The sequence below is a fragment of the Orbus sasakiae genome (genome assembly GCF_039542345.1).
GTDB classification, from domain to species: domain Bacteria; phylum Pseudomonadota; class Gammaproteobacteria; order Enterobacterales; family Orbaceae; genus Orbus; species Orbus sasakiae.
The window spans coordinates 1,397,483-1,422,771 of the sequence record NZ_BAABHY010000001.1 but is presented as its reverse complement, the minus strand read 5'-3'; the positions used below and the strand labels follow the sequence as shown (position 1 = coordinate 1,422,771).

The 25,289-nt window shown below is 36.3% G+C and carries 21 protein-coding genes; 11 read left to right on the top strand and 10 right to left on the bottom strand.

The window, feature by feature from the left end; genetic code table 11:
• The first annotated feature begins 174 nt into the window (after window positions 1–174).
• Both ABEA36_RS06180 and ABEA36_RS06175 read left to right on the top strand, forming a co-directional pair.
• Window positions 175–1,173 carry a hypothetical protein gene (locus ABEA36_RS06180; protein WP_345489906.1) on the top strand — a complete coding sequence of 333 codons (999 nt, stop codon included), beginning with the start codon at window positions 175–177 and terminating at the stop codon, window positions 1,171–1,173.
• Window positions 1,174–1,183: 10 nt separating this feature from the next.
• On the top strand, window positions 1,184–1,702 hold the full coding sequence (locus ABEA36_RS06175; protein ID WP_345489904.1) for a hypothetical protein: 519 nt from the start codon (window positions 1,184–1,186) through the stop codon (window positions 1,700–1,702).
• Between the two features lies 1 nt (window position 1,703).
• On the opposite strand, the gene ABEA36_RS06170 is transcribed toward ABEA36_RS06175, so the two are convergent.
• The 3 genes from ABEA36_RS06170 to dsbB form a co-directional block, all read right to left on the bottom strand.
• Window positions 1,704–2,306 (bottom strand): XTP/dITP diphosphatase, encoded by a 603-nt coding sequence (locus tag ABEA36_RS06170; RefSeq protein ID WP_345489902.1) that lies wholly within the window; start codon window positions 2,304–2,306, stop codon window positions 1,704–1,706.
• A 36-nt stretch (window positions 2,307–2,342) separates the two neighbouring features.
• The gene (gene rluA, locus ABEA36_RS06165; RefSeq protein ID WP_345489900.1) at window positions 2,343–2,999 is read right to left on the bottom strand and encodes a bifunctional tRNA pseudouridine(32) synthase/23S rRNA pseudouridine(746) synthase RluA; all 657 of its coding nucleotides are present in this window, start codon (window positions 2,997–2,999) and stop codon (window positions 2,343–2,345) included.
• 65 nt (window positions 3,000–3,064) lie between these two features.
• On the bottom strand, window positions 3,065–3,598 hold the full coding sequence (gene dsbB / locus ABEA36_RS06160; RefSeq protein WP_345489898.1) for a disulfide bond formation protein DsbB: 534 nt from the start codon (window positions 3,596–3,598) through the stop codon (window positions 3,065–3,067).
• 129 nt (window positions 3,599–3,727) lie between these two features.
• Here dsbB and rluC point away from each other — a divergent pair, with 129 nt between their 5' ends.
• Together rluC and ABEA36_RS06150 are read left to right on the top strand one after the other, a co-directional pair.
• Window positions 3,728–4,708 carry a 23S rRNA pseudouridine(955/2504/2580) synthase RluC gene (gene rluC / locus ABEA36_RS06155; RefSeq protein ID WP_345489896.1) on the top strand — a complete coding sequence of 327 codons (981 nt, stop codon included), beginning with the start codon at window positions 3,728–3,730 and terminating at the stop codon, window positions 4,706–4,708.
• A gap of 10 nt (window positions 4,709–4,718) precedes the next feature.
• Entirely contained in the window at window positions 4,719–5,372 is a 654-nt protein-coding gene (locus ABEA36_RS06150; RefSeq protein WP_345489894.1) for a histidine phosphatase family protein, read from the top strand.
• A 149-nt stretch (window positions 5,373–5,521) separates the two neighbouring features.
• On the opposite strand, the gene ABEA36_RS06145 is transcribed toward ABEA36_RS06150, so the two are convergent.
• The 7 genes from ABEA36_RS06145 to lipB all read right to left on the bottom strand — a co-directional run bounded on the left by ABEA36_RS06145 (window position 5,522) and on the right by lipB (window position 11,864).
• Window positions 5,522–6,238 carry a DUF554 domain-containing protein gene (locus ABEA36_RS06145; RefSeq protein ID WP_345490888.1) on the bottom strand — a complete coding sequence of 239 codons (717 nt, stop codon included), beginning with the start codon at window positions 6,236–6,238 and terminating at the stop codon, window positions 5,522–5,524.
• A 138-nt stretch (window positions 6,239–6,376) separates the two neighbouring features.
• Complete coding sequence (locus tag ABEA36_RS06140) at window positions 6,377–7,093, bottom strand: DUF554 domain-containing protein (protein WP_345489892.1); 717 nt, start codon at window positions 7,091–7,093, stop codon at window positions 6,377–6,379.
• Between the two features lie 18 nt (window positions 7,094–7,111).
• Window positions 7,112–8,563 carry a beta-barrel assembly-enhancing protease gene (gene bepA, locus ABEA36_RS06135; protein ID WP_345489890.1) on the bottom strand — a complete coding sequence of 484 codons (1,452 nt, stop codon included), beginning with the start codon at window positions 8,561–8,563 and terminating at the stop codon, window positions 7,112–7,114.
• Window positions 8,564–9,209: 646 nt separating this feature from the next.
• On the bottom strand, window positions 9,210–9,431 hold the full coding sequence (locus ABEA36_RS06130) for a helix-turn-helix domain-containing protein (protein ID WP_345489888.1): 222 nt from the start codon (window positions 9,429–9,431) through the stop codon (window positions 9,210–9,212).
• A gap of 10 nt (window positions 9,432–9,441) precedes the next feature.
• Window positions 9,442–10,002: a DUF2975 domain-containing protein gene (locus ABEA36_RS06125; protein ID WP_345489886.1), complete on the bottom strand. Its 561-nt coding sequence runs from the start codon at window positions 10,000–10,002 to the stop codon at window positions 9,442–9,444.
• Window positions 10,003–10,256: 254 nt separating this feature from the next.
• Window positions 10,257–11,216, bottom strand: coding sequence for a lipoyl synthase (gene lipA / locus ABEA36_RS06120; protein WP_345490886.1), 960 nt, complete (start codon window positions 11,214–11,216; stop codon window positions 10,257–10,259).
• Between the two features lie 30 nt (window positions 11,217–11,246).
• Window positions 11,247–11,864, bottom strand: a complete 618-nt coding sequence (gene lipB / locus ABEA36_RS06115; protein ID WP_425571860.1) for a lipoyl(octanoyl) transferase LipB — start codon at window positions 11,862–11,864, stop codon at window positions 11,247–11,249.
• 485 nt (window positions 11,865–12,349) lie between these two features.
• On the opposite strand from lipB, the gene aceE reads away from it, so the two are divergent.
• The 7 genes from aceE (at window position 12,350) to ABEA36_RS06080 (ending at window position 24,524) form a co-directional block, all read left to right on the top strand.
• Entirely contained in the window at window positions 12,350–15,016 is a 2,667-nt protein-coding gene (gene aceE / locus ABEA36_RS06110) for a pyruvate dehydrogenase (acetyl-transferring), homodimeric type (protein WP_345489884.1), read from the top strand.
• A gap of 12 nt (window positions 15,017–15,028) precedes the next feature.
• Entirely contained in the window at window positions 15,029–16,615 is a 1,587-nt protein-coding gene (aceF, locus tag ABEA36_RS06105) for a pyruvate dehydrogenase complex dihydrolipoyllysine-residue acetyltransferase (RefSeq protein WP_345489882.1), read from the top strand.
• Between the two features lie 15 nt (window positions 16,616–16,630).
• On the top strand, window positions 16,631–18,055 hold the full coding sequence (gene lpdA / locus ABEA36_RS06100; protein WP_345489879.1) for a dihydrolipoyl dehydrogenase: 1,425 nt from the start codon (window positions 16,631–16,633) through the stop codon (window positions 18,053–18,055).
• Window positions 18,056–18,719: 664 nt separating this feature from the next.
• On the top strand, window positions 18,720–19,208 hold the full coding sequence (locus ABEA36_RS06095) for a PTS sugar transporter subunit IIA (RefSeq protein WP_345489877.1): 489 nt from the start codon (window positions 18,720–18,722) through the stop codon (window positions 19,206–19,208).
• 318 nt (window positions 19,209–19,526) lie between these two features.
• Window positions 19,527–21,797 (top strand): aconitate hydratase, encoded by a 2,271-nt coding sequence (locus ABEA36_RS06090; protein ID WP_345489875.1) that lies wholly within the window; start codon window positions 19,527–19,529, stop codon window positions 21,795–21,797.
• Between the two features lie 11 nt (window positions 21,798–21,808).
• On the top strand, window positions 21,809–23,071 hold the full coding sequence (icd, locus tag ABEA36_RS06085) for an NADP-dependent isocitrate dehydrogenase (RefSeq protein ID WP_345489873.1): 1,263 nt from the start codon (window positions 21,809–21,811) through the stop codon (window positions 23,069–23,071).
• Between the two features lie 97 nt (window positions 23,072–23,168).
• A complete protein-coding gene (locus ABEA36_RS06080) occupies window positions 23,169–24,524 on the top strand; it encodes a citrate/2-methylcitrate synthase (protein WP_345489871.1) in 1,356 nt (451 codons plus the stop codon).
• Window positions 24,525–25,289 lie beyond the last annotated feature (765 nt).

Genomic DNA, 25,289 nt, shown 5'->3' with positions numbered 1-25,289 from the left:
GGTAATCAACCAAAAATAATCAAATCAGAATTAATCGCTTCCAACTTAAGTTTTACCTACAGCAATAAAGTATATAAATCTAGCGATGATAGTTACACCAACACATTATTATTTCCAATAACCAGTAAATTAAGTGATTTTAGTGTTAATGCTTTATCTGATGATGATTTTTCGGTGGTGAATAATTTTTATGATGATGATGGTGATTATATTTTAGATACCAGTAAATTTAGTCATGATACCCCCACTTATCGATGGTTAGATCGTAATGGTACGGTTATTCCTGCTAGTTCATATAGTCAAACAATTGGGGGGTGTTCAACATCACTCAATGCCCCATTAACATTAGAAATATCAAGTACGGTTTCTGTTAGTTCACAATATGGTCTTCCAAATACAAGCGAACCGGTGTCTATTTTAAAACGCTATCAGATCTATGCTCCTGCACAAATTTGTTATTTAAGACCAAATAGCTTGGAATGGGTTGGGAGTGATACGGGGTGGGAGAGTGGTAGTAGCGTTCCTGATCTGACAAGTCGTGGCGGAGGTTTTAATAGTAAAACATTCAGTAAAAGTAATGGTTTTTATTTAAGCTCTCAATTTCCAACGACAGGCTTTGTTGGTGCACAGTTTAAGTTGACGATGGATCGAAATGTACAAACGGATTATACTTATAGTATTATAAGTGGTTCAGGGATTAGCATTGACAGCAATGGATTAGTGTCCTTCACCAGTAAACCGACAAGTGCTGTAACATTAATGGCAACGGATAAAAATGTTAGTACACGAACAATATCATATACTTTTACGATCAAAAATTGGGTTGTTCCAAAAGCCAGTCGTGGTACCTATGCGCAGCAATTAAAACTGTGTGGTAATAATAGTGCAAATATACCTGCTGTTACCCTATTAACGAATTCTCCGCAAAATAAATTACCGGCCAGTATTGTCACGAATTATTATTACCGTGATGTTGGAACAGTATTTTCAGAGTGGGGACAAACAATCAAACAAAAATACAGTAAATCTGATTGGCAAGCCGAATGGTCAAATGTACCCTATTATTTACCCAAAACGACAAGTAAATATCGGTATGCTGTGTCATCTTTAAGTGGTGCAGTGATGTTTACTGATCTTAATAATACGACCGGTTATATTGTGTGCAAAGGATAATTTTATAGTAATGAAAATCGAAGAGCGATTACAATTTACTGCGCATTACAGTGCTCAGCAAGTTTGTTTATTTAATGAAGGTATTTTTGTTCGTGCATATAATCAGTCCGCTTATATTTTGACTGTTTTAATGGGAATGCCCTTCAAAGTGAGTTATCGCTCTGTACAAAAGTTACAAGGAAAGCCGGTTGTTTACTGCCGTTTTCCAATTTCAAAATTAACAGACTATTTTGATGACCATATAAAAACACATTGGGGATATATTGTTAAGATACCCTCGGTATTAAATGGATATGATCATTGGTTCAATTTGATCACTCAGGAGACAACGAGCGATCAAATGCAGCTAAATATTTGTACAACACAATTGCCATCCGTTGCAACAACGAACGTTGCGGCAACGAATGGCCGCTCAAAAGTCGAATTAACCTTGGCGCAAGAGTATTTTTTGAAAAATTGGCAACCGAATGTTTGGCCATTAAAATATGAACAAAATTTCATTGCCAGTTTAAAAAAACAATTAAAATAATTTAGTCAACGGATAAAATTTTTAGTTTTTGCATAAGCTGCTTGAGTGCTTGTCCACGATGTGATATATCACTTTTTTGTTGGCGCGTTAATTCAGCTGCCGTACAACCTAATTCAGGAATATAAAAAAGAGGATCATAGCCAAACCCACCATCACCTTGTGCTTGAGTTTGTATCACTCCATCCCACTTCCCTAAGCAGATAATTGGCGTTGGGTCATTCGCATGGCGCATAAAAACCAAAGCACAATAAAAATAAGCTGTTCGTTTATGTTGTTCTACGTCTTTTAGCGCAAGTAATAACTTTTGATTATTATGCTGATCTGTTGCATTATCACCAGCATAACGTGCTGAATAAATACCAGGTGCGCCATTGAGTGCATCAACGGCCAGACCTGAATCATCAGCAATAGCGGGTAATCCTGTTAGTTGCGCAGTATGACGCGCTTTGATGATTGCATTTTCAACAAATGTTAAACCTGTCTCATCGGCATCAGGAACTTGGTATTCGCTTTGTGCGACAACATTAAATCCTGCATCAGCTAACAAACTATGTAATTCTTTGACTTTACCTTGGTTATTTGTCGCTAGAACAATCTTTTTCATGATGAAATTCCTGATTTACTGTTTATCAAAATTAGGTTAAAACTCTGGCTCGCATGTAAATGTCATGCATTCCCCTGTTTTAGGATGATTTATCATTAACATTTGAGCATGTAGTAAAAGTCTTTTTGACATGGCAAATGCTTCGGGATTTGCATAAAACTTATCGCCTAATATCGGATGTCCAATCGCTTGCATATGAACTCTTAACTGATGTGAACGACCTGTATATGGAAGGAGTTCGACACGAGTTGTATTGTCTTCGTTACGAGAAAGCACATTGTAATGGGTCAAAGCTTGCTTACCGTTTTCATAATCAACCATTTGACGAGGACGATTAGGCCAATCACAGATTAAAGGAATATCAACATCCCCATGGTCATGTTCAATATGTCCCCATACAGTTGCGATATAACGTTTTTTAGGAATACGTTCACGAAACTGTTTTTTTATTTCACGGTCGGCTAATTTAGATAAGGCGGCAACCATAATACCACTGGTTGCCATATCAAGACGATGTACTGATTCAACATAACTATACTTTTGTTGTAAACGATGAATGATACTATCTTGAAATTCAGGTTTACTGCCTGATACAGATAAAATACCGGGTTGTTTATTGACAACCACGATATGATCATCCTGATATAAAACTGTGAGCCATGGGTCTAGCGGCGGATGGTATTCCAAAAGCATTTGTGATTAATATCTCAGGTAAAAATTTTGACGAATTTTAACAAAAAAATAATCAAAAAGCGTGATTATTTGTCCCAAATTGAACGCTTTATTGGTGAAAAAAACTGTGATAACAACACGAGAACACCCATGACAAAGTAACAACAAAAGATAATAATCATCCACTGTGACATTTCGATGGTCAAAAAAGACCATAATTTATCTGCGCAATAACCATAAGCACCAAATAGGTTAGGTAACCATTGGTCTAATGGCAACCAGCTTGGAAACTCAGGATTAATTGCACACGTATCGGTTAAGTTTGGTGCAAATTGCAAACGGGCTTGAAAATACGCTAAGTTGAAACCTTCAAAAGCACTATAAAGCCAAACGAAAATAGCAATAATTCTGAAAATAAAATGTTTAGGTGAACATAATGCGATCAGACTGGCGAGTAAAATGCCTAATATTGCGATACGCTGATAAATACACAATGTGCAGGGAGCAAGTCCTAGTCCGTGTTGGAAAAAAAGCGCAGTTGCTTCAAATACGAGAGTTGAAAGTAGTAGCAAAAACCAAGCGATACGACCCCGTGAATACTGACTAAGTAAATTAAGCATACTGTATTATTCCTTCATTTTCCTATATAATCCCAGAGTATTATCACAAAGATTAGGCACTTCTTTGTAAGGTAGTGTAGTAGATTTTTTGGCAAAGTAAATTCTTTTATAATGGATTAGCAAAAATATATGACATCTCAAGAGCCCCAGACGCAGCTTAAAGTTCAGTTAATCACAATTACTATCGATAACGAGGGGCAGCGTATCGATAACTTTTTAATTACTCAACTAAAAGGCGTACCTAAGAGCATGATTTATCGTATTTTGCGCAAGGGTGAAGTAAGGGTAAATAAAAAACGCATTAAGCCAGAATATAAACTCAATATCGATGATGAAGTGCGGGTTCCTCCAATTCGAGTGACAGAAAAAGCAGAACAGCATTTATCGCCTAAGCTTGAGAAAATTGCAGTATTAGAAAAAATGATTGTCTATGAAGACGATGTTATTTTAGCAATTAATAAACCATCTGGTATTGCAGTCCATGGTGGAAGTGGACTCAGTTTTGGTGTCATAGAAGGATTACGAGCACTGCGGCCGGATGCAAGATTTTTAGAGCTTGTACACCGAATTGATCGTGAGACGTCAGGCATTTTGTTAGTTGCTAAAAAACGTTCGGCACTGGTTGCGCTACATGAACAATTACGTTTAAAAACAATGACCAAAAATTATCTTGCATTAGTTAAAGGTGATTGGCCATCGAGTTGTAAAGTAGTGCAAGCACCATTATTAAAAAATATGCTAAAGAGTGGTGAACGTATTGTGCGTGTTAATCAAGAAGGTAAACCTTCTGAAACTCGCTTCAAAGTTGAAGAGCGTTTTGGTTTTGCAACCTTAGTTAAGGCAAGTCCTGTTACGGGGCGAACCCACCAAATCCGCGTTCATACTCAATATACCGGTCACCCGATTGCATTTGACGATCGATATGGTGATAAAAATTTTGATGATGAGCTAGCAAATACTAAACTCAATCGCTTATTTTTGCATGCTGCAAATGTACAATTTATACACCCTAAAACTGAACAAATCATGCAATTGCAAGCACCATTAGATAAGACCTTACAACAATGTTTGACGGTTTTACGACAAAACAACCCAAAGCGTTATATTTAAAGGATAAGTAATGAAAGATCTTAATTTATATTTAATTAGACATGGGCAAACTGAGTGGAATTTAAAAGATCAAATGCAAGGATCAAAAAATTCAGCTTTAACAGAAGATGGCGTTTTAGGTGCAAAGATCACGGGTCAATATCTGAAAGATACCCCTTTTATTGCTGCCTATTCAAGTCCCCAACAACGCGCAGTTGAAACGCGTGATTATATTTTAGCTCAGCGTCAAGATTCGTTACCAACACATACACTTGATGGTTTACGTGAAATGGATTTTGGTATATGGGAAGGTCAGCACGTTCCAGAATTACGTAAATTACCTGAGTTTAATTTATACATGAATGAACCCGCAAAATTTGATGCATCGACAAACCAAGGTGAAAACTATCTTGAAGTGTTAGCACGAATGAAAAATAGCCTTGAGCATATTGTACAAAATGCCCCACAAGATAATGGCAACATTCTCATTGTTTCACATGGTACTGCAATTCGTTTATTACTTTGTGTATTAAATGGTGGAGATTGGCATTTGCACCGTGATGAAAGCTATTTTCCTCGTATTTTAAATACCAGCATTAGCCAAATTCATTATCAGGGTGATGCTAAACAAGGTCATTTTCGTGTTAAGAATTTTAACAACGTGGATCACCTGAATAAAGCTTAGTTTTACACTATAATTATAGCTTATGATAATATTTTAACGAAAATAATGCGCTATTAGCGACGTTTTCGTTAAAATAGTCTTACGTTAAACGACATCACATCGTTTCCCTATCCTAAATTTTTCAGACTACCAGATTCTATAGTGTTTAATTAGATCAAATGTAACCATAGTGCAGAAATTGGCATAACTAATATTAAGCCAAATAGCATATTTGCAACAGGAAAGGATTTGATATGGCATATTCGCAATCCAGTCGCTAACATGATCATCCCGCCGCAAGCAGAAAAATCAGCAATCATTGCGGGAGTAATCAGCGGTTGAATAAATGAAGCCATCAATAATAACCCACCTTGAATCACGAGTTGTGGAATAGCGATGAGAGCGACTGAATAACGCAGGGTAATGGCAAATATTGTTGCCGCAAAAAGGTCTAAAAAAGCTTTGGTAATCAATAATGAAGCATCGCCCGTAATCCCTTCGTTGAGCGCACCAAAAATCCCCATGCCACCCGTACACATCATCACAACAAGCGCAACATAGCGTTCAATAAATTGATCATGAGAATCATATAAAACAGTATTGTGATTAGGTTTATCAACAAAATTGCGTAATTTGCTCGATAGCTTTTCAATGTAGTATTCTAATTTAACCAGTTCACCAATTAGCGAGCCGAGCAAAAGGGCTAATACTACAGTCGGTATAGTATTAACTTTCATTATTAAAGCGATACCAATACCCATGGAAGCGAGTCCAAACGTGAGGGGTAAAGCTTCACTGACACGTGAAGGGATTTTTTTGCCAAAGGCCGCGCCAATAATTCCACCAACTGCAACAGCACCGGCATTAATAAGGGGTCCAATCATAATGATTTACTCGATAAAATGGTAATAAAAAGTATTAAAACTATTACAGTAGTGCAATAGTCAGGGTAATTATCATAAATAAGTTACGATGTTAAAGACAGCTCAGCCTGTGCTAAACATAATACAATGATCTTGTTACCGCTAAAAAAAATTCAACCAAGCTGCTGAGATTGGCATGACGAGCACTAAACCAAATAACATATTCGCGACAGGGAATGATTTTATACCACAAATTCTAAAGCCAGTGGCGAGCATAATCATACCGCCACATGCTGAAAAATCGGCAAACATGCTTGCAGAAATCAACGGTTGAATAAAACTGGCCAGTAATAACAATGCTAATTGAATAATACATTGAGGAATAGCAATCAAGGATACCGCATAACCAAGGGTTATAGCAAAAATAGTGGCAGTGAATAAATCTAAAAATGCTTTAGCAATTAACAAAGAAGGATCGCCAGAAATTCCTTCTGTTAGCGCACCAAAAATGCCCATACCACTGGCGCAAAAAAGTACCACCAATGCAACATATTTTTCAATAAAGTCTTCATGTGATGTGATTAGAGCCGCATTAGGTTTAGGCCGATCAACAAATCTGCGTAATTTCAAAGACAGTTTTTCAATACCACGCTCTAACTGTAATATTTCACCCATCAATGAACCAAGCAGTAAAGCAAGTACTGCTGCTGGAATAGAGTTCACTTTCATAATCAGTGCAACGCCAATTCCCATTGATGCACAGCCAAATGTCATCGGTAATGCTTCTCGTACTCGTGCTGGAATCTTATTGCCTAATCCTGCGCCAACTACACCGCCGATAATAATTGCGGCACCATTAATAATCGGTCCTACTATCATGTCATCCTCTATATTTTTTTAGCGCCGAAAAGCTGCATAGCGTGTTTGTAATTGTTCTAACTCAGCAATACGAGCATCAATCCTTGCTAACATTAAGGCATTACCTTTTGCTTGTGTTTTAGCATTTTGTAATAATGTGATGGCTTGTGGAAATTGACCTTGTAATGCTAGCAACTCTGCACGGGCTGTCATTTCTTGTGCTCGTTGCCTTAAACCTTGATAAGCCTGAATTAATAAATCCCAACCGTTACTATCATCACTGTATTGATGAGTATAACGATGTAGTAAGCCTGTCGCCTTTTGATAATCTTTATTTTCAATATAACAATTTGCTAAATTTAGTTGTAGTGCAAGACTATTAGGATTGGCTTTAATCGCCACTAATAATCGATTAATGGCTTCGGTCTTTTTGTTTAAACCTAAATCAATGTCAGTCATTAAATCAACAAACCATACATTATTTGGATCGTTATCCAATATCGGTTGTAGTTTTGCTTTTGCTGCAGCGTAATCTTGGCCGCGATAATCAACTAAGGCTGCGGCATAAACGATAGCGACTTTTGTTTGTGCATTATTAATTTTTTGATAATCTTGCAGTAACAGTTGGACTGTATTTTTATTGTTACCCAGTAAAATGACTAATCTGGCTTTTGCTAAATAATAGCTGAGTGAAGATGGAATTTGTTTTTTTTGATATTGCCCAGCACGGTTACGTACATCCGCTAATCGACTATCTGGTAATGGGTGAGTCAGTAATATTTCTGGCGGTTTAGACATAAATCGCATTTCATCAGATAATTTTTGTAAAAAATCAGCTGAGGCATGTGGATCAAATCCTGCCTTAGCAAGCGTCCTTAATCCGACACGATCTGCTTCTTGCTCATTACTTTGTGTAAAGCTAATTTGACTTTGTGCTGAACCAGCTAGCGTCCCCGAAATCGCTGCAATTCCGGCTTCTGGATTCGCAAGGGCTAATAATAATGATCCTAATGTTGCTCCCCAAAAATAAGGGCTGTTTTTATTACGTGATTCCATTGCTCGGGCAAGATGGCGCTGAGTGACATGACCAATCTCGTGAGCCATCACCGATGCTAGTTCACTTTCCGTATCGGTATTGATAATTAAACGGGAATGAATCACAACATTTCCACCAAAATAGGCAAATGCATTAAGTACATTGCTTTGCATAATATAAAAATGAAAAGGTGTCTGTACGGAATCGGCATTTCCAACTAATTTATTACCAAGTGAATTAATATAATCATTTAGCATTGGATCATTAATGATAGGAGCACTGCCACGTAACATACGTGTATAATAATCACCCATTTCAATTTCTTGACCAATGCTTAACGTTGTTACTGCCGCCGTACCAATATCAGGTAAATTGATATTATTTGCATTTGCAGGTATTAATGTAGGATGTATTAATATTAAAATTGACAAAAGATATGTTGTAAATTTTTTCATGGCACCATTATCTCTTTAACAAATTACCCATAATTCTATCTCAAAACTGACTAAATAGCGACGAGCTCTGAGTTTTAACTATTCAAGATCGCACCTTTGAACAAAGTTGGTAATTTGAACCGTAATAATAGAATTAAGCAAGATAGAGACGATTGCTAATGTTTTCTATATCTTTGAAAAATAAATAGTTAATTATGGATAATGATGGTGGGATTTTTATCTTGATATTTTCAGGTATGTAGAATGTTTTTGCGGTTTATTTACATAAAAACAATTTTTTTATTTTAATTCCGTGATATAGTTAATAAATCGACTTAATTAGATCAAATTTTATACATGGCAAGTCTGGGACGGTCAAGTCTTTAAAGTACAAAAGAAAATATTAAATATATCAATAACTGACACGTTCTCATTAGTAATAAAGAAAATTGATTAACCATACTTTACTATTCATTTTATAGTTGAAAATTATAACGATTTACCAAAACTCGAATAACAACAAGGCAACATGATGAAAAGGTATAAAAAAGTAGAACAAATCAATGACTTTTTGTGATGAATTGATTGTGTAGTTAAAAAATAACTTTATATATACCAGCCACTTACTCACATTATTTTAGTAATAAAATAATGTGAGTTTTTTATTTTAGTCTGCAGATTGTATCGGCGCCTGATATTCCAATATATCACCTGGTTGACAATCTAAGTATGCACAGATTGCTTCAAGTGTTGCCAGCCTAAAGCCTTTTATTTTACCTTGTTTTAATAATGAAAGGTTTTGTTCTGTAATGCCAATACTGGCAGCTAAATCTTTTGATTTAACTTTCCGTTTTGCCAGCATAACATCTAAGTTAATAATGATTGGCATACTATATTCCTCATACAAATTGGTTATTTTCTTCGGCTAGTTCAGCGGCTTTTTTTAATATTTGGCCGATGATCATAATACAAAGTGCTGGGAATAGGGTAATGATATCTTCACTGCTTAAAGAGACTGAAATATATCTACCTTGAGGTTGTATGTAGGTCAATATCAAAGATAATAAGGGTTCAAAAAGCAAACCTAATATTACCCACATCACAAGGCCAATACCAAAATAGTAGCAATGTTTAGCTGATTTTACCGCAAAATAATGTGATTGACTGTAACTGATAAATAACAATCGTAACTGATAAAATGCAAAGACTAGCATCAAAATAGGTAGTGTATCTAATATTGTTGCCAATATTGATTGTAAGATATTTAAATTTGTTGGATCAACATCAACAATCGTGGTAACAAACAATGAATAATTCCCTGACTCAAGTCCAATATTATGCGTATTAAAAAAATAGAATAATACTGGTGAAAAGCAAGCAACAATAGCGCATAAAAGTGGGATCCATGTCAACCATGCCATAAATAAACAATATCGATTTAACCGTGAATAATTTTTCATGTAAGCTCCTGTGTAATAAATAGCGATATTTTCATATAGAATACATTTAAATTAGTATTTATCAATAAAAAATTAAAATAAAACGATGATATTTTAATGTTTAATATGTTAAAATCGTGTCAAAAGCTTTTAATTACTAAGAAAATAGCATAATCAACACATCATTTGAAAGATAAGTCGGAAGGTAAAAATAAAGCGGAACTATGTTCCGCTTAAGATTTTAGGATAAAGACGCTTTAAAAAAACAATCGAAATTACTTAACTTCTTTGCCTTGAGCTTGTAAATCTGCATGATAGGAAGAGCGAACGAAAGGACCACAAGCTGCATGTGTAAAGCCCATATCTAACGCAATATGTTTTAATTCATCAAACTCTTTTGGTGAAACATAACGTTCAACTGGTAAATGGTATTTACTTGGCTGTAAATATTGACCTAACGTTAACATTGTGACGCCGTGTGCTCGTAAATCTTTTAATACTTGAATCAATTCTTGGTTGGTTTCACCTAATCCAACCATTAATCCCGATTTAGTTGGAATATCAGGATGTATCTGTTTAAATTTAGCTAACAAATCCAACGAACCTTGGTAGCTGGCTCCAGGTCGAATTTTCTTATATAAACGTGGAATATTTTCGAGATTGTGATTAAACACATCAGGGGGATTATCTTTTAGAATGTCCACTGCATAATCGATACAACCACGAAAATCGGGCGTCAGTGTTTCAACCTTAATATTTGGGCTTAATGCACGAATTTCACGGGTACAGTTGGCAAAGTGACTCGCTCCACCATCTTTTAAATCATCCCGATCAACTGATGTGATAACGACATAACGTAAACGCATTTCTTGAATTGTTTTTGCTAATTTAATTGGTTCTTGATGATCGGGGGGTAAGGGTCTGCCATGGGCAACATCACAAAATGGGCAACGCCGCGTACAAATATCACCTAAAATCATAAATGTTGCGGTGCCGTGGTTAAAACACTCAGATAAATTAGGGCATGATGCCTCCTCACAAACTGAATGTAAACCATGCTTACGCATTGTATTTTTAATATGTTGGATATTGGCAGATTGTGTCGGAAGTTTTATTTTCATCCAATCAGGTTTTTTTAAAAGTTCTATTTCCTCAATCGTTACAGAGGGGATTAACCGTGTCTTATCAGCATCACGATACTTTGAACTTCTAACCGTATTGGTATCAATAGTCATGTTTGTCATAGTTATATGTACAGTCTCTATTTAAGAATTCAGAGGAAGTTGCCCAACGAAGGACTCGGTCAAAATTTGACGCACTTCATCTCGATTTATGGTTGTGACATAATTTTTTAATTGCGTCATCTGCAATCCTGCATATCCACAAGGGTTAATATCATTAAATGGCGTTAAGTCCATATCGACATTTAAGGCTAGTCCATGTAACGTACAACCACGGTGAATATGTAAACCTAAGGAGCAAATTTTTTGATTGTTAACATACACACCTGGTGCATCAGCTTTAGTTTTTGCGGCGATACCATAGTGCTCTAGAGTCGTTATGACGCTATATTCTAAAAAACTGACAGTATCTCGAATACCAATTTTTAGACGTTTTAAGTCTAATAAAATATACATAATTTGTTGACCTGGCGCATGATAGGTAATCTGTCCACCTCGGTCAGTTTGCACAACAGGAATCGGTGTTTGATGTAACAAATGTTCAGGTTTACCGACTTTGCCTTGGGTAAATACAGCAGGGTGCTCAACAAGCCATATTTCATCAAGCGTATCCGCATTACGTGTAAGCGTAAAGTGGTGCATATTATCATATATGGGTAAATAAGGCTGTAAACCAAGATTTTTGATTATGGGTTTATCCATCAATATGTGACCTGTTATCCTATTTTAGTCGTGTATTATAGGCTCAAAATTAAAAAAATTATTGTGTAAAATCATCAAAAAAGAGACATATTTTTGGATAAATACACAATTTTTTGATCTACAAAAAATTAGGATATTTTTTTCTATTTGTTTTATATAGATAAGTAAAAGTTATGCCGAATATAACAAAAACGAATAGTAGTTGACAATACACACCTATTAGCGATATAAAATATATAGCTTAAAACTCATATTTAAATTCTTAAAAAATCCAATAGTATCATAACAATAAAAACACTGAATTCACATATATTGGAATAGTTGATTAATTTGATAGGAATTAACATTCCTTTCAATCGCCTGTCTGCCTTTACCTTTACTAAGGTAAGTGGCAGACTTGTATCCAAAATTTATGTTTATAGCAAACGTAATGCAGAATAATAATAAAAATCTGCATTTTTTATAACAAAAAAAGAGGTTTAAATATGTCGGACATGCAAATGAATGATATCGATCCCATCGAAACTCAGGATTGGCTGAAAAGTATTGAATCAGTCATTCGTGAAGAAGGAACTGAACGAGCTCAATATATTATTGAACAAATTGTGAAGCAAGCTCGTCAAGGTGGGGTTCCGTTATTGTTTGGTTCATCAACAAGTAATTATGTGAATACAATTCCTGTTGAGGATGAGCCTGAATATCCTGGCGATTGGGAGCTTGAAAGACGTATTCGTTCTATTGTTCGTTGGAATGCGATGATGATTGTGTTACGTGCATCTAAAAAAGATTTAGATTTAGGTGGTCACATGGCATCATTCCAGTCTGCCGCGACATTCTATGAAGTCTGTTTTAACCACTTTTTCCGTGCTCGTAACGAAAAAGATGGTGGGGATCTTGTTTATTTCCAAGGCCATATTTCGCCGGGTGTGTATGCTCGAGCATTTATCGAAGGTCGTTTAACTGAAGACCAACTTGATAATTTCCGTCAAGAAGTTCATGGTAATGGTTTGCCATCTTATCCGCATCCTAAATTAATGCCTGAATTTTGGCAGTTCCCAACTGTATCAATGGGGCTAGGTCCAATCAGTGCAATTTACCAAGCAAGATTCCTAAAATATTTACACAACCGTGGCTTAAAAGATACGTCAGAACAGACTGTATATGCGTTCTTAGGTGATGGTGAGATGGATGAGCCTGAATCTAAAGGGGCGATTACGGTAGCAACACGTGAAAAACTTGATAACTTAACTTTTGTTATTAACTGTAATTTACAACGTCTTGATGGACCGGTTACAGGTAATGGTAAAATCGTTAACGAATTAGAAGGTGTATTTGCTGGAGCGGGTTGGCAGGTAATTAAAGTCCTTTGGGGTGACCGCTGGGATAAATTATTACAAAAAGATAAATCAGGTAAATTAATTCGTTTAATGAATGAAACGCTTGATGGAGACTATCAAACGTTTAAATCGAAAGATGGTGCCTACGTTCGCGAACATTTCTTTGGCAAATATCCTGAAACAGCTGAACTTGTTAAAGACATGTCTGATGATGAGATTTTCCGTTTAAATCGTGGTGGTCAAGATCCGGCTAAAATGTTTGCTGCATTCCAAAAAGCAAAAGATACCAAAGGGCAACCAACTGTTATTTTAGCGCATACTATTAAAGGTTATGGTATGGGTGATGCAGCAGAAGGTAAAAATATTGCTCACCAAGTTAAGAAAATGAATATGGATGGTGTACGTCATGTTCGTGATTTCTTTAATATTCCTGTGACTGATGACGCAATTGATAAACTGCCGTACATTAAATTTGAAGAACATACACCAGAATATAAATATATTCATGAACGTCGCCAGGCGCTTAAAGGTTATGTGCCTTCTCGTTTACCTAACTTTACAGGTAGTGTTTCTATTCCACCACTTAGTGAATTTAGTTCTTTACTTGAAGCTCAAAATAAAGAGATCTCAACAACGATCGCGTTTGTTCGTGTACTCAATATTATGCTAAAAGATAAAGATTTAGCACCACGATTAGTGCCAATCTTAGCTGATGAAGCCCGTACATTTGGTATGGAAGGTTTGTTCCGTCAAATCGGAATTTACAACCCTCACGGTCAACAATATACACCACAAGATAGAGAACAAGTGGCGTATTACCGTGAAGATGAAAAAGGTCAAATTCTTCAAGAAGGGATTAATGAAATGGGTGCGGGAGCATCATGGCTTGCTGCTGCAACATCATACAGCACAAATGATTGTCCAATGATTCCATTTTATATTTACTATTCAATGTTTGGTTTCCAACGTATTGGCGATTTATTATGGGCAGCAGGTGACCAACAAGCTCGTGGTTTCTTAATTGGTGGTACCTCTGGACGCACAACATTAAATGGTGAAGGTTTACAACATGAAGATGGTCACAGTCATATCCAGTCATTAACAATTCCTAACTGTATCTCATATGATCCAGCTTATGTTTATGAAGTGGCTGTTATCATGCAAGACGGACTACGTCGCATGTATGGTGATCAAGAAAATGTTTACTATTACATTACAACACTTAACGAAAACTACGAACAACCAGCTATGCCACAAGGTGCTGAAGAAGGTATTCGTCGTGGTATTTATAAACTAGATACCATCAATGCTGAAAATGGGAAACCTACTGTACAGCTATTAGGATCTGGCGCAATTTTACGCCATGTTCGTGACGCTGCAGATATTTTAGCAAAAGAATATGGTATTGGTAGTGATGTATACAGCGTAACTTCATTCACTGAAGTCGCTCGTGAAGGTCAAGATTGTGAACGTTGGAATATGTTACATCCAACATCAGAAGCTAAAGTACCATACATTACACAAATTATGAATGAAAACCCAGCTATTGTATCGACAGATTACATGAAACTATTTGCTGAACAAGTTCGTGCATTTGTTCCAGCTACTTCATACAAAGTATTAGGTACTGATGGGTTTGGTCGTAGTGATAGCCGTGCTAACTTACGTCATCACTTTGAAGTGGATGCCAACTATGTTGTTGTTGCTGCTTTAAGTGAACTCGCAAAACGAGGGGATATCGATAACTCAGTTGTTGAACAAGCAATTAAGAAATTTGATATTGATGCAGAAAAAGTTAACCCACGTATTGCTTAAGAGGTGATGAGAATGAGTATTGAAATTAAATTACCTGATATTGGTAGCGATGAAGTCGAAGTGACAGAAATTCTGGTCAATGTTGGTGACAAAGTTGAAGCTGACCAATCGATTATGACGGTTGAAGGTGATAAAGCTTCGATGGAAATTCCTGCGCCACAAGCAGGTATTGTTAAATCAATTAGTGTCAAAGTTGGTGATAAAGTATCAACAGGCGTTGATATTATGGTATTTGATGCGCAAGGCAGTGTTGCTGCTGCTCCAGCATCACAAGATGCACCAAAAACAGAATCTGCACCCGTGGCGGCAGCTGCAAGTCAAGTTGCAGATGTCAATGTCCCTGATATTGGTGGCGACGAAGTTGAAGTCACTGAAATCTTAGTTAAAGTTGGCGACACAATTGCTGTTGATGATTCATTGATCACTGTTGAAGGTGATAAAGCCTCAATGGAAGTACCTTCTTCAATTGCTGGTAATGTTAAGGCAATTTTAGTTAATGTTGGCGATAAAGTAAAAACAGGCTCTAAAATTATGGAGTTTACAACCGCTGCCACTACGGCATCAAAAGTAGCAGCACCTGCCGCTGCGCCTGCTGAAAAAGTGGCTCCAGCTCCAGCTCCAGCTCCAACAACAACCCCATCAAAACCAGCAGCTAAAGCGGGTAATGAGTTTGTTGAAAATGATGCTTATGCTCATGCCACGCCATCAGTTCGCCGTCTTGCCCGCGAATTTGGTGTAAACTTAGCTAAAGTTAGTGCTACTGGCCCTAAAAAACGTATTTTGCGTGAAGATATTCAATCTTACGTTAAAAATGCCGTTAAACAAGTTGAAACAGGTAGTACTGGCGGAGCATTACCCGGTTTATTACCATGGCCAAAAGTAGACTTCAGTAAATTTGGTGAAGTTGAAGAGCTGCCATTAACTAAAATTCAAAAAGTATCTGGTGCTAACCTGCATCGTAACTGGGTTATGATTCCTCATGTTACTGAATTTGATGAAACAGATATAACCGATCTTGAAGCATTCCGCAAACAACAAAATGCAGAAGCAGAGAAGAAAAAAAGCGATCTTAAAATTACGCCACTTGTCTTTATTATGAAAGCGGTCGCAAGTGCACTTGAAGCGTATCCTCGTTTCAACAGTTCACTTTCTGAAGATGCACAAACACTTATCGTTAAAAAATACATCAACATTGGTGTGGCTGTTGATACACCTAATGGGCTTGTTGTACCCGTGTTTAAAGATGTTAACAAAAAAGGTATTGTTGAATTATCAAAAGAGTTAGCGGCTATTTCTAAAAAAGCACGTGATGGTAAACTTACGGGTAGTGATATGCAGGGTGGTTGTTTTACCATTTCAAGTCTTGGTGGTATTGGCACAACCTCATTTACACCAATTGTTAATGCGCCAGAAGTAGGTATTTTAGGTGTGTCTCGCTCAAGCATGAAACCGGTTTGGAATGATAAAGAGTTTACCCCACGCTTAATGTTACCTTTATCACTATCATTTGATCACCGAGTGATTGATGGTGCTGATGGTGCAAGATTCTTAAGTCATATTGTCACTGTACTAGCTGACTTACGTCGCTTAGTGATGTAATAGGGGGATGACAAAATGAGTAAAGAGATAAAAACACAAGTTGTTGTTTTAGGTGCAGGGCCTGCTGGTTATTCAGCAGCCTTTCGTGCTGCGGATTTAGGTTTAGATGTTACTTTAGTTGAACGCTATTCAACACTCGGTGGTGTCTGTTTAAATGTTGGCTGTATTCCTTCAAAAGCATTGTTACATGTTGCTAAAGTTATGGATGAAGCTAAATCATTGACTGCGCATGGTATCGAATTTGGAACACCTAAACTTGACTTAGATAAAGTTCGTGGTTGGAAAGAGAAGGTGATTAATCAATTAACTGGCGGACTGGCTGGTATGGCAAAAATGCGTAAAGTAAATGTCGTACAAGGCCAAGCTAAATTTACTGGTAGTCATAGCATGGCTGTAGAAACAGCTGACGGTACGACAACCATTAATTTTGATAACGCAATTATTGCTGCAGGCTCACGCCCGATTCAGTTGCCTTTTATTCCGCATGAAGATTCTCGTATTTGGGATTCTACAGATGCATTAGCATTAACAACGATTCCTAAACGTCTACTATTGATGGGTGGTGGTATAATCGGTCTTGAAATGGGGACAGTTTATCATGCTCTGGGTTCTAAAGTAGATGTCGTTGAAATGCTTGATCAAGTTATTCCTGCTGCAGATAAAGATATTGTTAAAGTCTTTACGAAACAGATTGAGAAAAAATTCACGTTGATGCTTGAAACCAAAGTGACTAAAGTTGAAGCGAAAGATGATGCCATCTATGTCTCGATGGAGAAAAAAGATGGTTCAGTTGAAACGCATTCATATGATGCGGTTTTAGTTGCGATCGGACGTACACCGAATGGTAAATTGATTGATGCAGAAAAAGCAGGCATTACTGTGACAGATCGCGGTTTTATTGAAGTTGATAAACAAATGCGTACAAATGTTCCGCACATTTATGCAATTGGTGACATTGTTGGTCAACCAATGTTAGCACATAAAGGGGTTCATGAAGGGCACGTTGCGGCTGAAGTGATTGCAGGTAAAAACCACTTCTTTGATCCAAAAACAATTCCATCAATTGCTTATACTGAGCCAGAAGTAGCTTGGGTTGGTTTAACCGAAAAAGAAGCCAAAGCAAAAGGGATTAATTATGAAGTTGCTATTTTCCCTTGGGCAGCTTCGGGTCGCGCGATTGCATCTGATTGTTCTGAAGGAATGACTAAACTTATTTTTGATAAAACGGATAATCGTTTATTAGGTGGTGCAGTTGTTGGTGTTAACGGTGGTGAATTACTTGGTGAAATCGGTCTTGCAGTGGAAATGAACTGTGACGCAGAAGACATTGGACTTACTATTCACGCTCACCCAACTTTATACGAATCAATAGGTTTAGCGGCTGAAGTGTTTGAGGGATCAATTACAGATTTACCGAACGCAAAAGCTAAAAAGAAATAATCGATAGGATTGTTGATAAGCCGACACATGTGTCGGCTTTTTTATTTACAAATGATGACTAATACTAAATTAGAATCGTGGTTTTAAGCTATGACAGAGTCCGCATTTTTAATCAATATGAGTTTGTTAATCTAAAAATATGATAAAACGACAGAATATGATGCGACATATACATTATTTGAATATTTTCATTGGCTATATCATGATCTAGACTCATATTATTTATGAATAAAGCCATCATAACCCTTGGTTATGAGTAAAATGGATTTTTAGCTATACCAATAATAAATACGGTTTATTCAAAATTATAATGTAGATAATCTTCTACTCCCTATCATTGCTTAGGCAAACAAACATATTCATCAATGGTGATAAATTGATCTTTAGGTGATGAAATTATGCAGGGTCATTCACACACATAAAACGGGACTATATTGCGTAGCTATACTATCGTTAATGTCATCATTGATGGTATTTTTTGCCTGTTTCCCGATATCAAACTGACTATTGTGCTTTATGAATAATGTCATATGCATAATAGCTAATCATATCATTCCTCCGCGATATTTTACTATACTAATGGAGCATTAGAATATAAAACCTACTTTGATGTCGCTTTTTTTCATAGTATGATATCAAATTCGAATTTAATTGGAGAAGCAAGATGTTTGGTCTATTTAAAAAGAAGAAAAAGCAAGTTGAATTATTTTCAGTATGTAATGGTACTTTCAAACCTATTGAGAAAGTCAATGATACCGTATTTGCTGATAAAATCATGGGTGATGGATTCGCAGTGACGCCCGTTGATGGTAAAGTTCAGGTTAATTCACCTATCAAAGGTAAAGTCATGAGTATTTTCCCAACAAAACATGCGATTACTTTTGTAACTGATGAAGGTATTGAAGGCTTAGTACATATGGGGATTGATACTGTAGCATTAAAAGGCGATGGTTTCACTATTCATGTTGAAGAAGGTCAACGTGTTGATGAGCATACGTTACTTGCTGATATGGATGTCGATTTTATTACGGAAAATGGTAAAGATCGCGATATTATTATTGTTTTCACTAATCTTGCTGATAATCAAAAAATTGCTGCGACTCAATCTGGTGATGTCAAAAAAGCGCAATTAATTGGTAATATTGATCTGTAACTCACCATTTCTGTATATTGATAGTTTGGCGACATTTTGATCGCCGCTATCAAATTGTCCTATCAATGATAAAAATCATTTTCAAATAAATTTTTTTAATCAATTTTTATTGCATTATCCAATTGACAATATTATTAGTAAAGATAATCTATAGTTGTATTTATCGGTATAAATGGTAATATCTTATATTGCATATTTAAACAATAATTATGCATAAATATACATATCGTTTTATCATACAGGCAGTAAACAAATTAACACAAATAATAAATATCATCATGAAATAGCATAAAACATAATGAGCAATGAGGATTTATCATGATTTTTGATCTTGAATTAATTAAACATGTTTATACACATTATCAAGAAAAAGTTAACCATATTCGGCAAGTGATTGGTCGACCTTTAACGTTAACCGAAAAAATCCTTTATGCGCATTTAGCCCAAGGCGAAGAGCTTAAAGATTATCAACGTGGTGTCGATTATGTTAATTTCGCACCCGATCGTGTTGCTATGCAAGATGCTACTGCACAAATGGCATTGCTACAATTAATGAATTCCGGTCGTGACCGTGTTGCGGTGCCTTCTACAGTACATTGTGATCATCTTATTCAAGCGTATAAAAATGCTTATGACGACCTGATTATTGCTGAGAATAATAACCAAGAGGTTTACCAATTCTTACGCGATGTTTCAAATAAATATGGTATCGGTTTTTGGAAACCCGATGCAGGAATTATTCACCAAGTTGTTCTCGAAAATTATGCATTCCCTGGTGGAATGATGATTGGCACTGATTCGCATACCCCTAACGCTGGTGGTTTATCTATGATTGCTATTGGTGTTGGAGGTGCTGATGCAGTTGATGTGATGGCTGGCATGTCTTGGGAACTTAAGATGCCGCGTCTTATCGGTGTAAAATTGACGGGGAAATTATCCGGATGGTCAGCGCCAAAAGATGTCATTTTGAAATTAGCAGGTATTTTAACTGTAAAAGGTGGCACCAATTCAATTATTGAATACTTTGGTGAAGGGACACAGTCATTATCGGCTACAGGGAAAGCAACCATTTGTAATATGGGAGCAGAAGTCGGTGCAACCACATCTATTTTCCCATATGATAAAAAATCAGCAGATTATCTAGCTATCACTGGTCGACAAGAAATTGTTGATTTAGCTCATATGATTACCGACTGTTTTAATCCCGATTCGCAAATACTTGATGATCCTGCTAAATATTATGATCAAATCATTGAAATTAATCTTTCTGAGTTAGAACCTTATGTAAATGGACCATTTACGCCTGATTTAGCTTATCCTATTTCTAAATTAGCTGAAGCGGTTAAAGAGCATCATTATCCTAATAATATGGAGGTGGGTTTAATTGGATCTTGTACAAATTCATCTTATGAAGATATGAGTCGAGCAGCATCAGTTATTGATAACGCTAATAAATTGGGATTATCAGTAAAAGCGAAGTTGATTATTAATCCTGGTTCAGAACAAGTTAAATTTACCGCTGAACGCGATGGTATTTTAGATAAATTTGAACAAGCGGGTGCGGTGATTATGGCTAACGCTTGTGGCCCCTGTATTGGTCAGTGGCGCCGTGATGAAGTTGCAGATGAACATAAAAACTCAATTGTGACATCTTTTAACCGAAATTTTGCAAAGCGCAATGACGGTAATCCTAATACCAATGCATTTGTATGCTCGCCCGAAATTGTCGCTGCATTATCGATAGCGGGTTCATTAACGTTTAATCCATTGACAGATACCTTAACCAATGCAAAAGGTCAACCTGTGAAACTCCCTGAGCCTATTGGAGATGAATTGCCCAAAGATGGTTTTGATGTTGATGATGCTGGTTATGTTGAACCAATAAAAGATGGTAGTAAGGTTATAGTTAATATTGCAGCTCATTCTGATCGGTTACAGCAATTAGCACCTTTTGCACCTTGGGATGGAAAAGATATTGTTGAACAACCATTATTAATTAAAGTTGCGGGTAAGTGTACTACAGACCATATTTCAATGGCGGGTAAATGGTTAAAATACCGCGGTCATCTTGATAATATTTCAAACAATATGCTTATCGGTGCCGTTAATGCTTTTAACGAAAAAACCAATTCCGTTATTGATCCTGAAAGTAAACATTATTTAGAAGTTCCTGCATTAGCGAGGAAATTTAAAGCGCAGGGATTAGGTTCAGTTGTAGTCGCAGAAGAAAACTATGGCGAAGGGTCTTCACGTGAGCATGCTGCAATGGAACCTCGTTTTTTAAATGTGAAAGCGATTGTTGTTAAATCATTTGCACGAATTCATGAAACTAACTTGAAAAAACAAGGGATGTTAGCTTTAACATTTATCAATAAAGAAGATTACGATAAGGTTCAAGAAGACGACAAAATCAGTATCCTTGGTTTAACAGAGTTTACACCAGGTAAAAATTTAACCATGGTTTTACATCATCGTGATGGCAATATTGAAGCATTTCCTGTTGCTCATACTTATAACGATGCTCAAATTTCATGGTTCAAAGCAGGTAGTGCACTAAATAAATTAAAATCAGAGTTTAAAAAGAGCTAAAAGGATTTGATATGAGTAATAAAGTGACAATTACCAATGGTAAACTTACTGTTCCGAATAATCCGATTATTCCGTTTATTGAAGGTGATGGGGTTGGTGCAGAAATTTGGCAGTCAGCAAAAGCCATTTTTGATAGTGCTGTGGCCAAAGCTTATCAAGGGCAGCGTAATGTGGTTTGGCAAGAAGTATTAGCTGGTGAAAAATCATTTAATCATAATGGTTCTTGGTTACCTGATGAGACAATGAATGCATTTAAAGAGTACTTGATCGGTATTAAAGGCCCACTTACCACACCCGTTGGTGGTGGGATTCGTTCTTTAAATGTTGCGCTTAGACAAGAGTTAGATCTTTATGTTTGTTTACGCCCAGTCAGATGGTTTAAAGGTGTTGAATCACCGATTAAAGCACCAGATAAAGTCAATATGACAATTTTTCGTGAAAATACAGAAGATATTTATGCTGGGATTGAGTGGCAGCAGGGTTCAGCTGAAGCTGAAAAATTTTATCAGTTTATTTCAGAACAGATGGGCGTCAAAAAAGTGCGTTTTCCAAAAACCTCCGCATTTGGTGTTAAGCCAGTTTCTACTGAGGGATCTGAACGTTTAATTCGGGCTGCGATTCGATATGCACTAGATCATAAATTACCATCAGTGACCTTAGTACATAAGGGTAACATTATGAAATTCACTGAAGGTGGTTTTAAGCAGTGGGGCTATGAACTGGCTGAGCGTGAATTTACCTCACAAGTCTTTACGATGCAAGCATTTGAACGACTGAAAAAACAGCAAGGTCTTGATGCAGCAAAAGAGGCCCTTAAAGCGGCTAAATTGTCAGGAAAACTAATCGTTAAAGATGTTATTTGTGATGCTTTTTTACAGAATACATTGCTAAAGCCAGAAGACTACTCGGTTATCGCGACTTTAAATCTTAATGGTGATTATGTTTCAGATCAGTTAGCCGCAATGGTTGGCGGTATTGGTATAGCACCTGGAGCCAATATTAACTACCTCAGTGGTCATGCTATTTTTGAAGCAACTCATGGCACTGCACCAGATATTGCTGGCGAAGACATGGCAAATCCATCATCGTTGATTTTGTCGGGTGTCATGATGTTTGATTATCTTGGTTGGTTTGAAGTCGGACAATTGATCACTGCCGCCATGGAAAAACTTTTCCAACAGGGGCAAGCGACAGTTGATCTTGCAAGATTTATGCCTAATGGGAACATTCTAACTACCAGTCAATTTACTCAGGCTGTTATTAGCCATTTATAATTCTTATTTCAAATGATGAGGATAAAGCAAATTCGCTTTATCCTCTTTTTATCTCGTTGGTAATATGATGAGATACAGCTTATTAAGAGAGGTATTAATGAAAGATCAATTTATGATTTATAAATTATCGGAAACAATTAAATCAACGAGCAAGATTGATACCGAATTATTTGAAAAATTCAATGTTAAGCGTGGACTACGGAATTCAGATCATACAGGTGTGTTAGTTGGATTAACGAATATTGGTGATGTTGTTGGCTATGAGCGGTTAGATGATGGTACATTAAAACCGATACCAGGAAAATTACTTTATCGTGGTATTGATATTGATGATCTTGTTCATAGTGCTCAAAATGAAAAACGAACTGGTTTTGAAGAGGTTATCTATCTACTGTTATCAGGTAATTTGCCCGACCAAGACGAACTATCTCATTTCTCTCGTATGTTATGTGAATCAATGGCACTTGAAAAACAGACAAAAATAGCCATTATTGAGCTCGAAGGACAAGATATTATGAATATTTTGGCCCGAACCGTATTAGAAATGTATACTTATGATCCTGCTCCAGATGATACATCTCGAGATAATCTAATGCGACAATCCATTGATTTAGTAGCAAAATTTCCGGCTATTATCGCCTATGCTTATAATATTTTACGTCATAGTGCTAAAGAGCAATCATTGCATATTCGCCATCCAAATGCGGATGTCTCAATTGCCGAAAACTTCTTATATATGATTAAAGGCTCAAAAGGTTATACGGATCTTGATGTAAGAGTACTTGATCTCGCGATGATTATTCACGCTGAACATGGTGGCGGGAACAATTCAACGTTTACAGTTCGTGTAACCAGTTCAACAGGGACTGATACGTATTCCTCAATAGCCGCTGGAATTGGTTCATTAAAGGGGCCATTACATGGTGGGGCAAATTTACAAGTCGGTAAAATGATTCATCATCTTAAAGAAGTGATTAGTGATTGGACCGATGTAAAAGAGATTGATGCCTATTTAGCGAGAATTCTTAATAAAGAAGTATATGATGAGAAAGGCTTAATATACGGTATCGGCCATGCGGTTTATACCATATCAGATCCTCGAGCTGTATTGCTTAAGGAAATGGCTAAAGAACTCGCTAAAGAGAAAGGGCGTGAACAAGAGTTTACATTCATGACATTACTTGAAGAGCGGGCAATTCATGCCATTACACATCGTAAAAATGCTAAAACTAAAAAGCAAGTATGTGCCAATGTCGACTTTTATTCTGGCTTTGTATATGACATGATTGGGTTGCCTAAAGAAGTGTATACGCCACTATTTGCCATGTCACGTATTGTTGGTTGGTGTGCTCACCGTATTGAAGAATTAAACTTTGATGATCGACGAATTATACGGCCTGCGTATAAAAACATTAGTGAGCCCGTTCCTTTCATATCATTAAATGAGCGTTAATCTGTTTTTTTAAAACAAAAAGGAGCATTAGCTCCTTTTTGTTTATTTAAATAATTTTAATAAATTAAACTAAAAAATTAAGTTTTTTTTACATAACTAAATTTCTTCTTAAACGTTAAACGCCATATATCGCATTTCAATTAATTTATTGTTTTTATTAAATTAATAATTATTTTTTAACTGGTACAGGTAACATACTGCGTTAAATGTAAACAGTTATCTTGTTAGATAATCGGCCATAATGATCAATTGGTTATTAATTGATCGTAAATATCTATTGGATAACTTATACAAAACCATGTATATTTAAAGGGCAATATTTAGTATAAATAATTGTAAATGTTTAAATTTTCAATTAGCGCTTATTATATATTGTCTTTATTAGTTATAGTTAAGATTCCAAGCCCGGTGAATAACCGGGCTTTTTATTGGGATAAAGGCATCAATTGTAAAAAAAAAGTCAGGTTTTAGTATAAAAAACGTTTAGATATTTTATCCGTCGATTACCAGCTAACCACTTATAAAATGTAAAAGCGGTAACTATTTTAATTAATATGACATTAAGCTATTTTCATGTATAATTAGCACGTTTTACAAAAAGATCATTGTTTCATGTTTCGTACGGCTAATGAGAGCTTTATTTATAGTGACTGCCTTTTTTGTTGTTTCTCGCCGCTATTCAAGTGTACAAATAGGATGTGAGTTAATAAATCTGTCATTAGTCGTAACAATGAAGATGATCTCTCCATTTATTTCTATTTAAAA

What these genes read in the sequence shown, in the direction of transcription:
- ABEA36_RS06175 (WP_345489904.1), top strand. Translation starts at nt 1,184, where the DNA reads ATGAAAATCGAAGAGCGATTACAATTTACTGCGCATTACAGTGCTCAG.
- ABEA36_RS06170 (WP_345489902.1), bottom strand. Translation starts at nt 2,306, where the DNA reads ATGAAAAAGATTGTTCTAGCGACAAATAACCAAGGTAAAGTCAAAGAA.
- rluA (WP_345489900.1), bottom strand. Translation starts at nt 2,999, where the DNA reads ATGCTTTTGGAATACCATCCGCCGCTAGACCCATGGCTCACAGTTTTA.
- dsbB (WP_345489898.1), bottom strand. Translation starts at nt 3,598, where the DNA reads ATGCTTAATTTACTTAGTCAGTATTCACGGGGTCGTATCGCTTGGTTT.
- rluC (WP_345489896.1), top strand. Translation starts at nt 3,728, where the DNA reads ATGACATCTCAAGAGCCCCAGACGCAGCTTAAAGTTCAGTTAATCACA.
- ABEA36_RS06150 (WP_345489894.1), top strand. Translation starts at nt 4,719, where the DNA reads ATGAAAGATCTTAATTTATATTTAATTAGACATGGGCAAACTGAGTGG.
- ABEA36_RS06140 (WP_345489892.1), bottom strand. Translation starts at nt 7,093, where the DNA reads ATGATAGTAGGACCGATTATTAATGGTGCCGCAATTATTATCGGCGGT.
- bepA (WP_345489890.1), bottom strand. Translation starts at nt 8,563, where the DNA reads ATGAAAAAATTTACAACATATCTTTTGTCAATTTTAATATTAATACAT.
- ABEA36_RS06130 (WP_345489888.1), bottom strand. Translation starts at nt 9,431, where the DNA reads ATGCCAATCATTATTAACTTAGATGTTATGCTGGCAAAACGGAAAGTT.
- ABEA36_RS06125 (WP_345489886.1), bottom strand. Translation starts at nt 10,002, where the DNA reads ATGAAAAATTATTCACGGTTAAATCGATATTGTTTATTTATGGCATGG.
- lipA (WP_345490886.1), bottom strand. Translation starts at nt 11,216, where the DNA reads ATGACTATTGATACCAATACGGTTAGAAGTTCAAAGTATCGTGATGCT.
- lipB (WP_425571860.1), bottom strand. Translation starts at nt 11,864, where the DNA reads ATGGATAAACCCATAATCAAAAATCTTGGTTTACAGCCTTATTTACCC.
- aceE (WP_345489884.1), top strand. Translation starts at nt 12,350, where the DNA reads ATGTCGGACATGCAAATGAATGATATCGATCCCATCGAAACTCAGGAT.
- aceF (WP_345489882.1), top strand. Translation starts at nt 15,029, where the DNA reads ATGAGTATTGAAATTAAATTACCTGATATTGGTAGCGATGAAGTCGAA.
- lpdA (WP_345489879.1), top strand. Translation starts at nt 16,631, where the DNA reads ATGAGTAAAGAGATAAAAACACAAGTTGTTGTTTTAGGTGCAGGGCCT.
- ABEA36_RS06095 (WP_345489877.1), top strand. Translation starts at nt 18,720, where the DNA reads ATGTTTGGTCTATTTAAAAAGAAGAAAAAGCAAGTTGAATTATTTTCA.
- ABEA36_RS06090 (WP_345489875.1), top strand. Translation starts at nt 19,527, where the DNA reads ATGATTTTTGATCTTGAATTAATTAAACATGTTTATACACATTATCAA.
- icd (WP_345489873.1), top strand. Translation starts at nt 21,809, where the DNA reads ATGAGTAATAAAGTGACAATTACCAATGGTAAACTTACTGTTCCGAAT.
- ABEA36_RS06080 (WP_345489871.1), top strand. Translation starts at nt 23,169, where the DNA reads ATGAAAGATCAATTTATGATTTATAAATTATCGGAAACAATTAAATCA.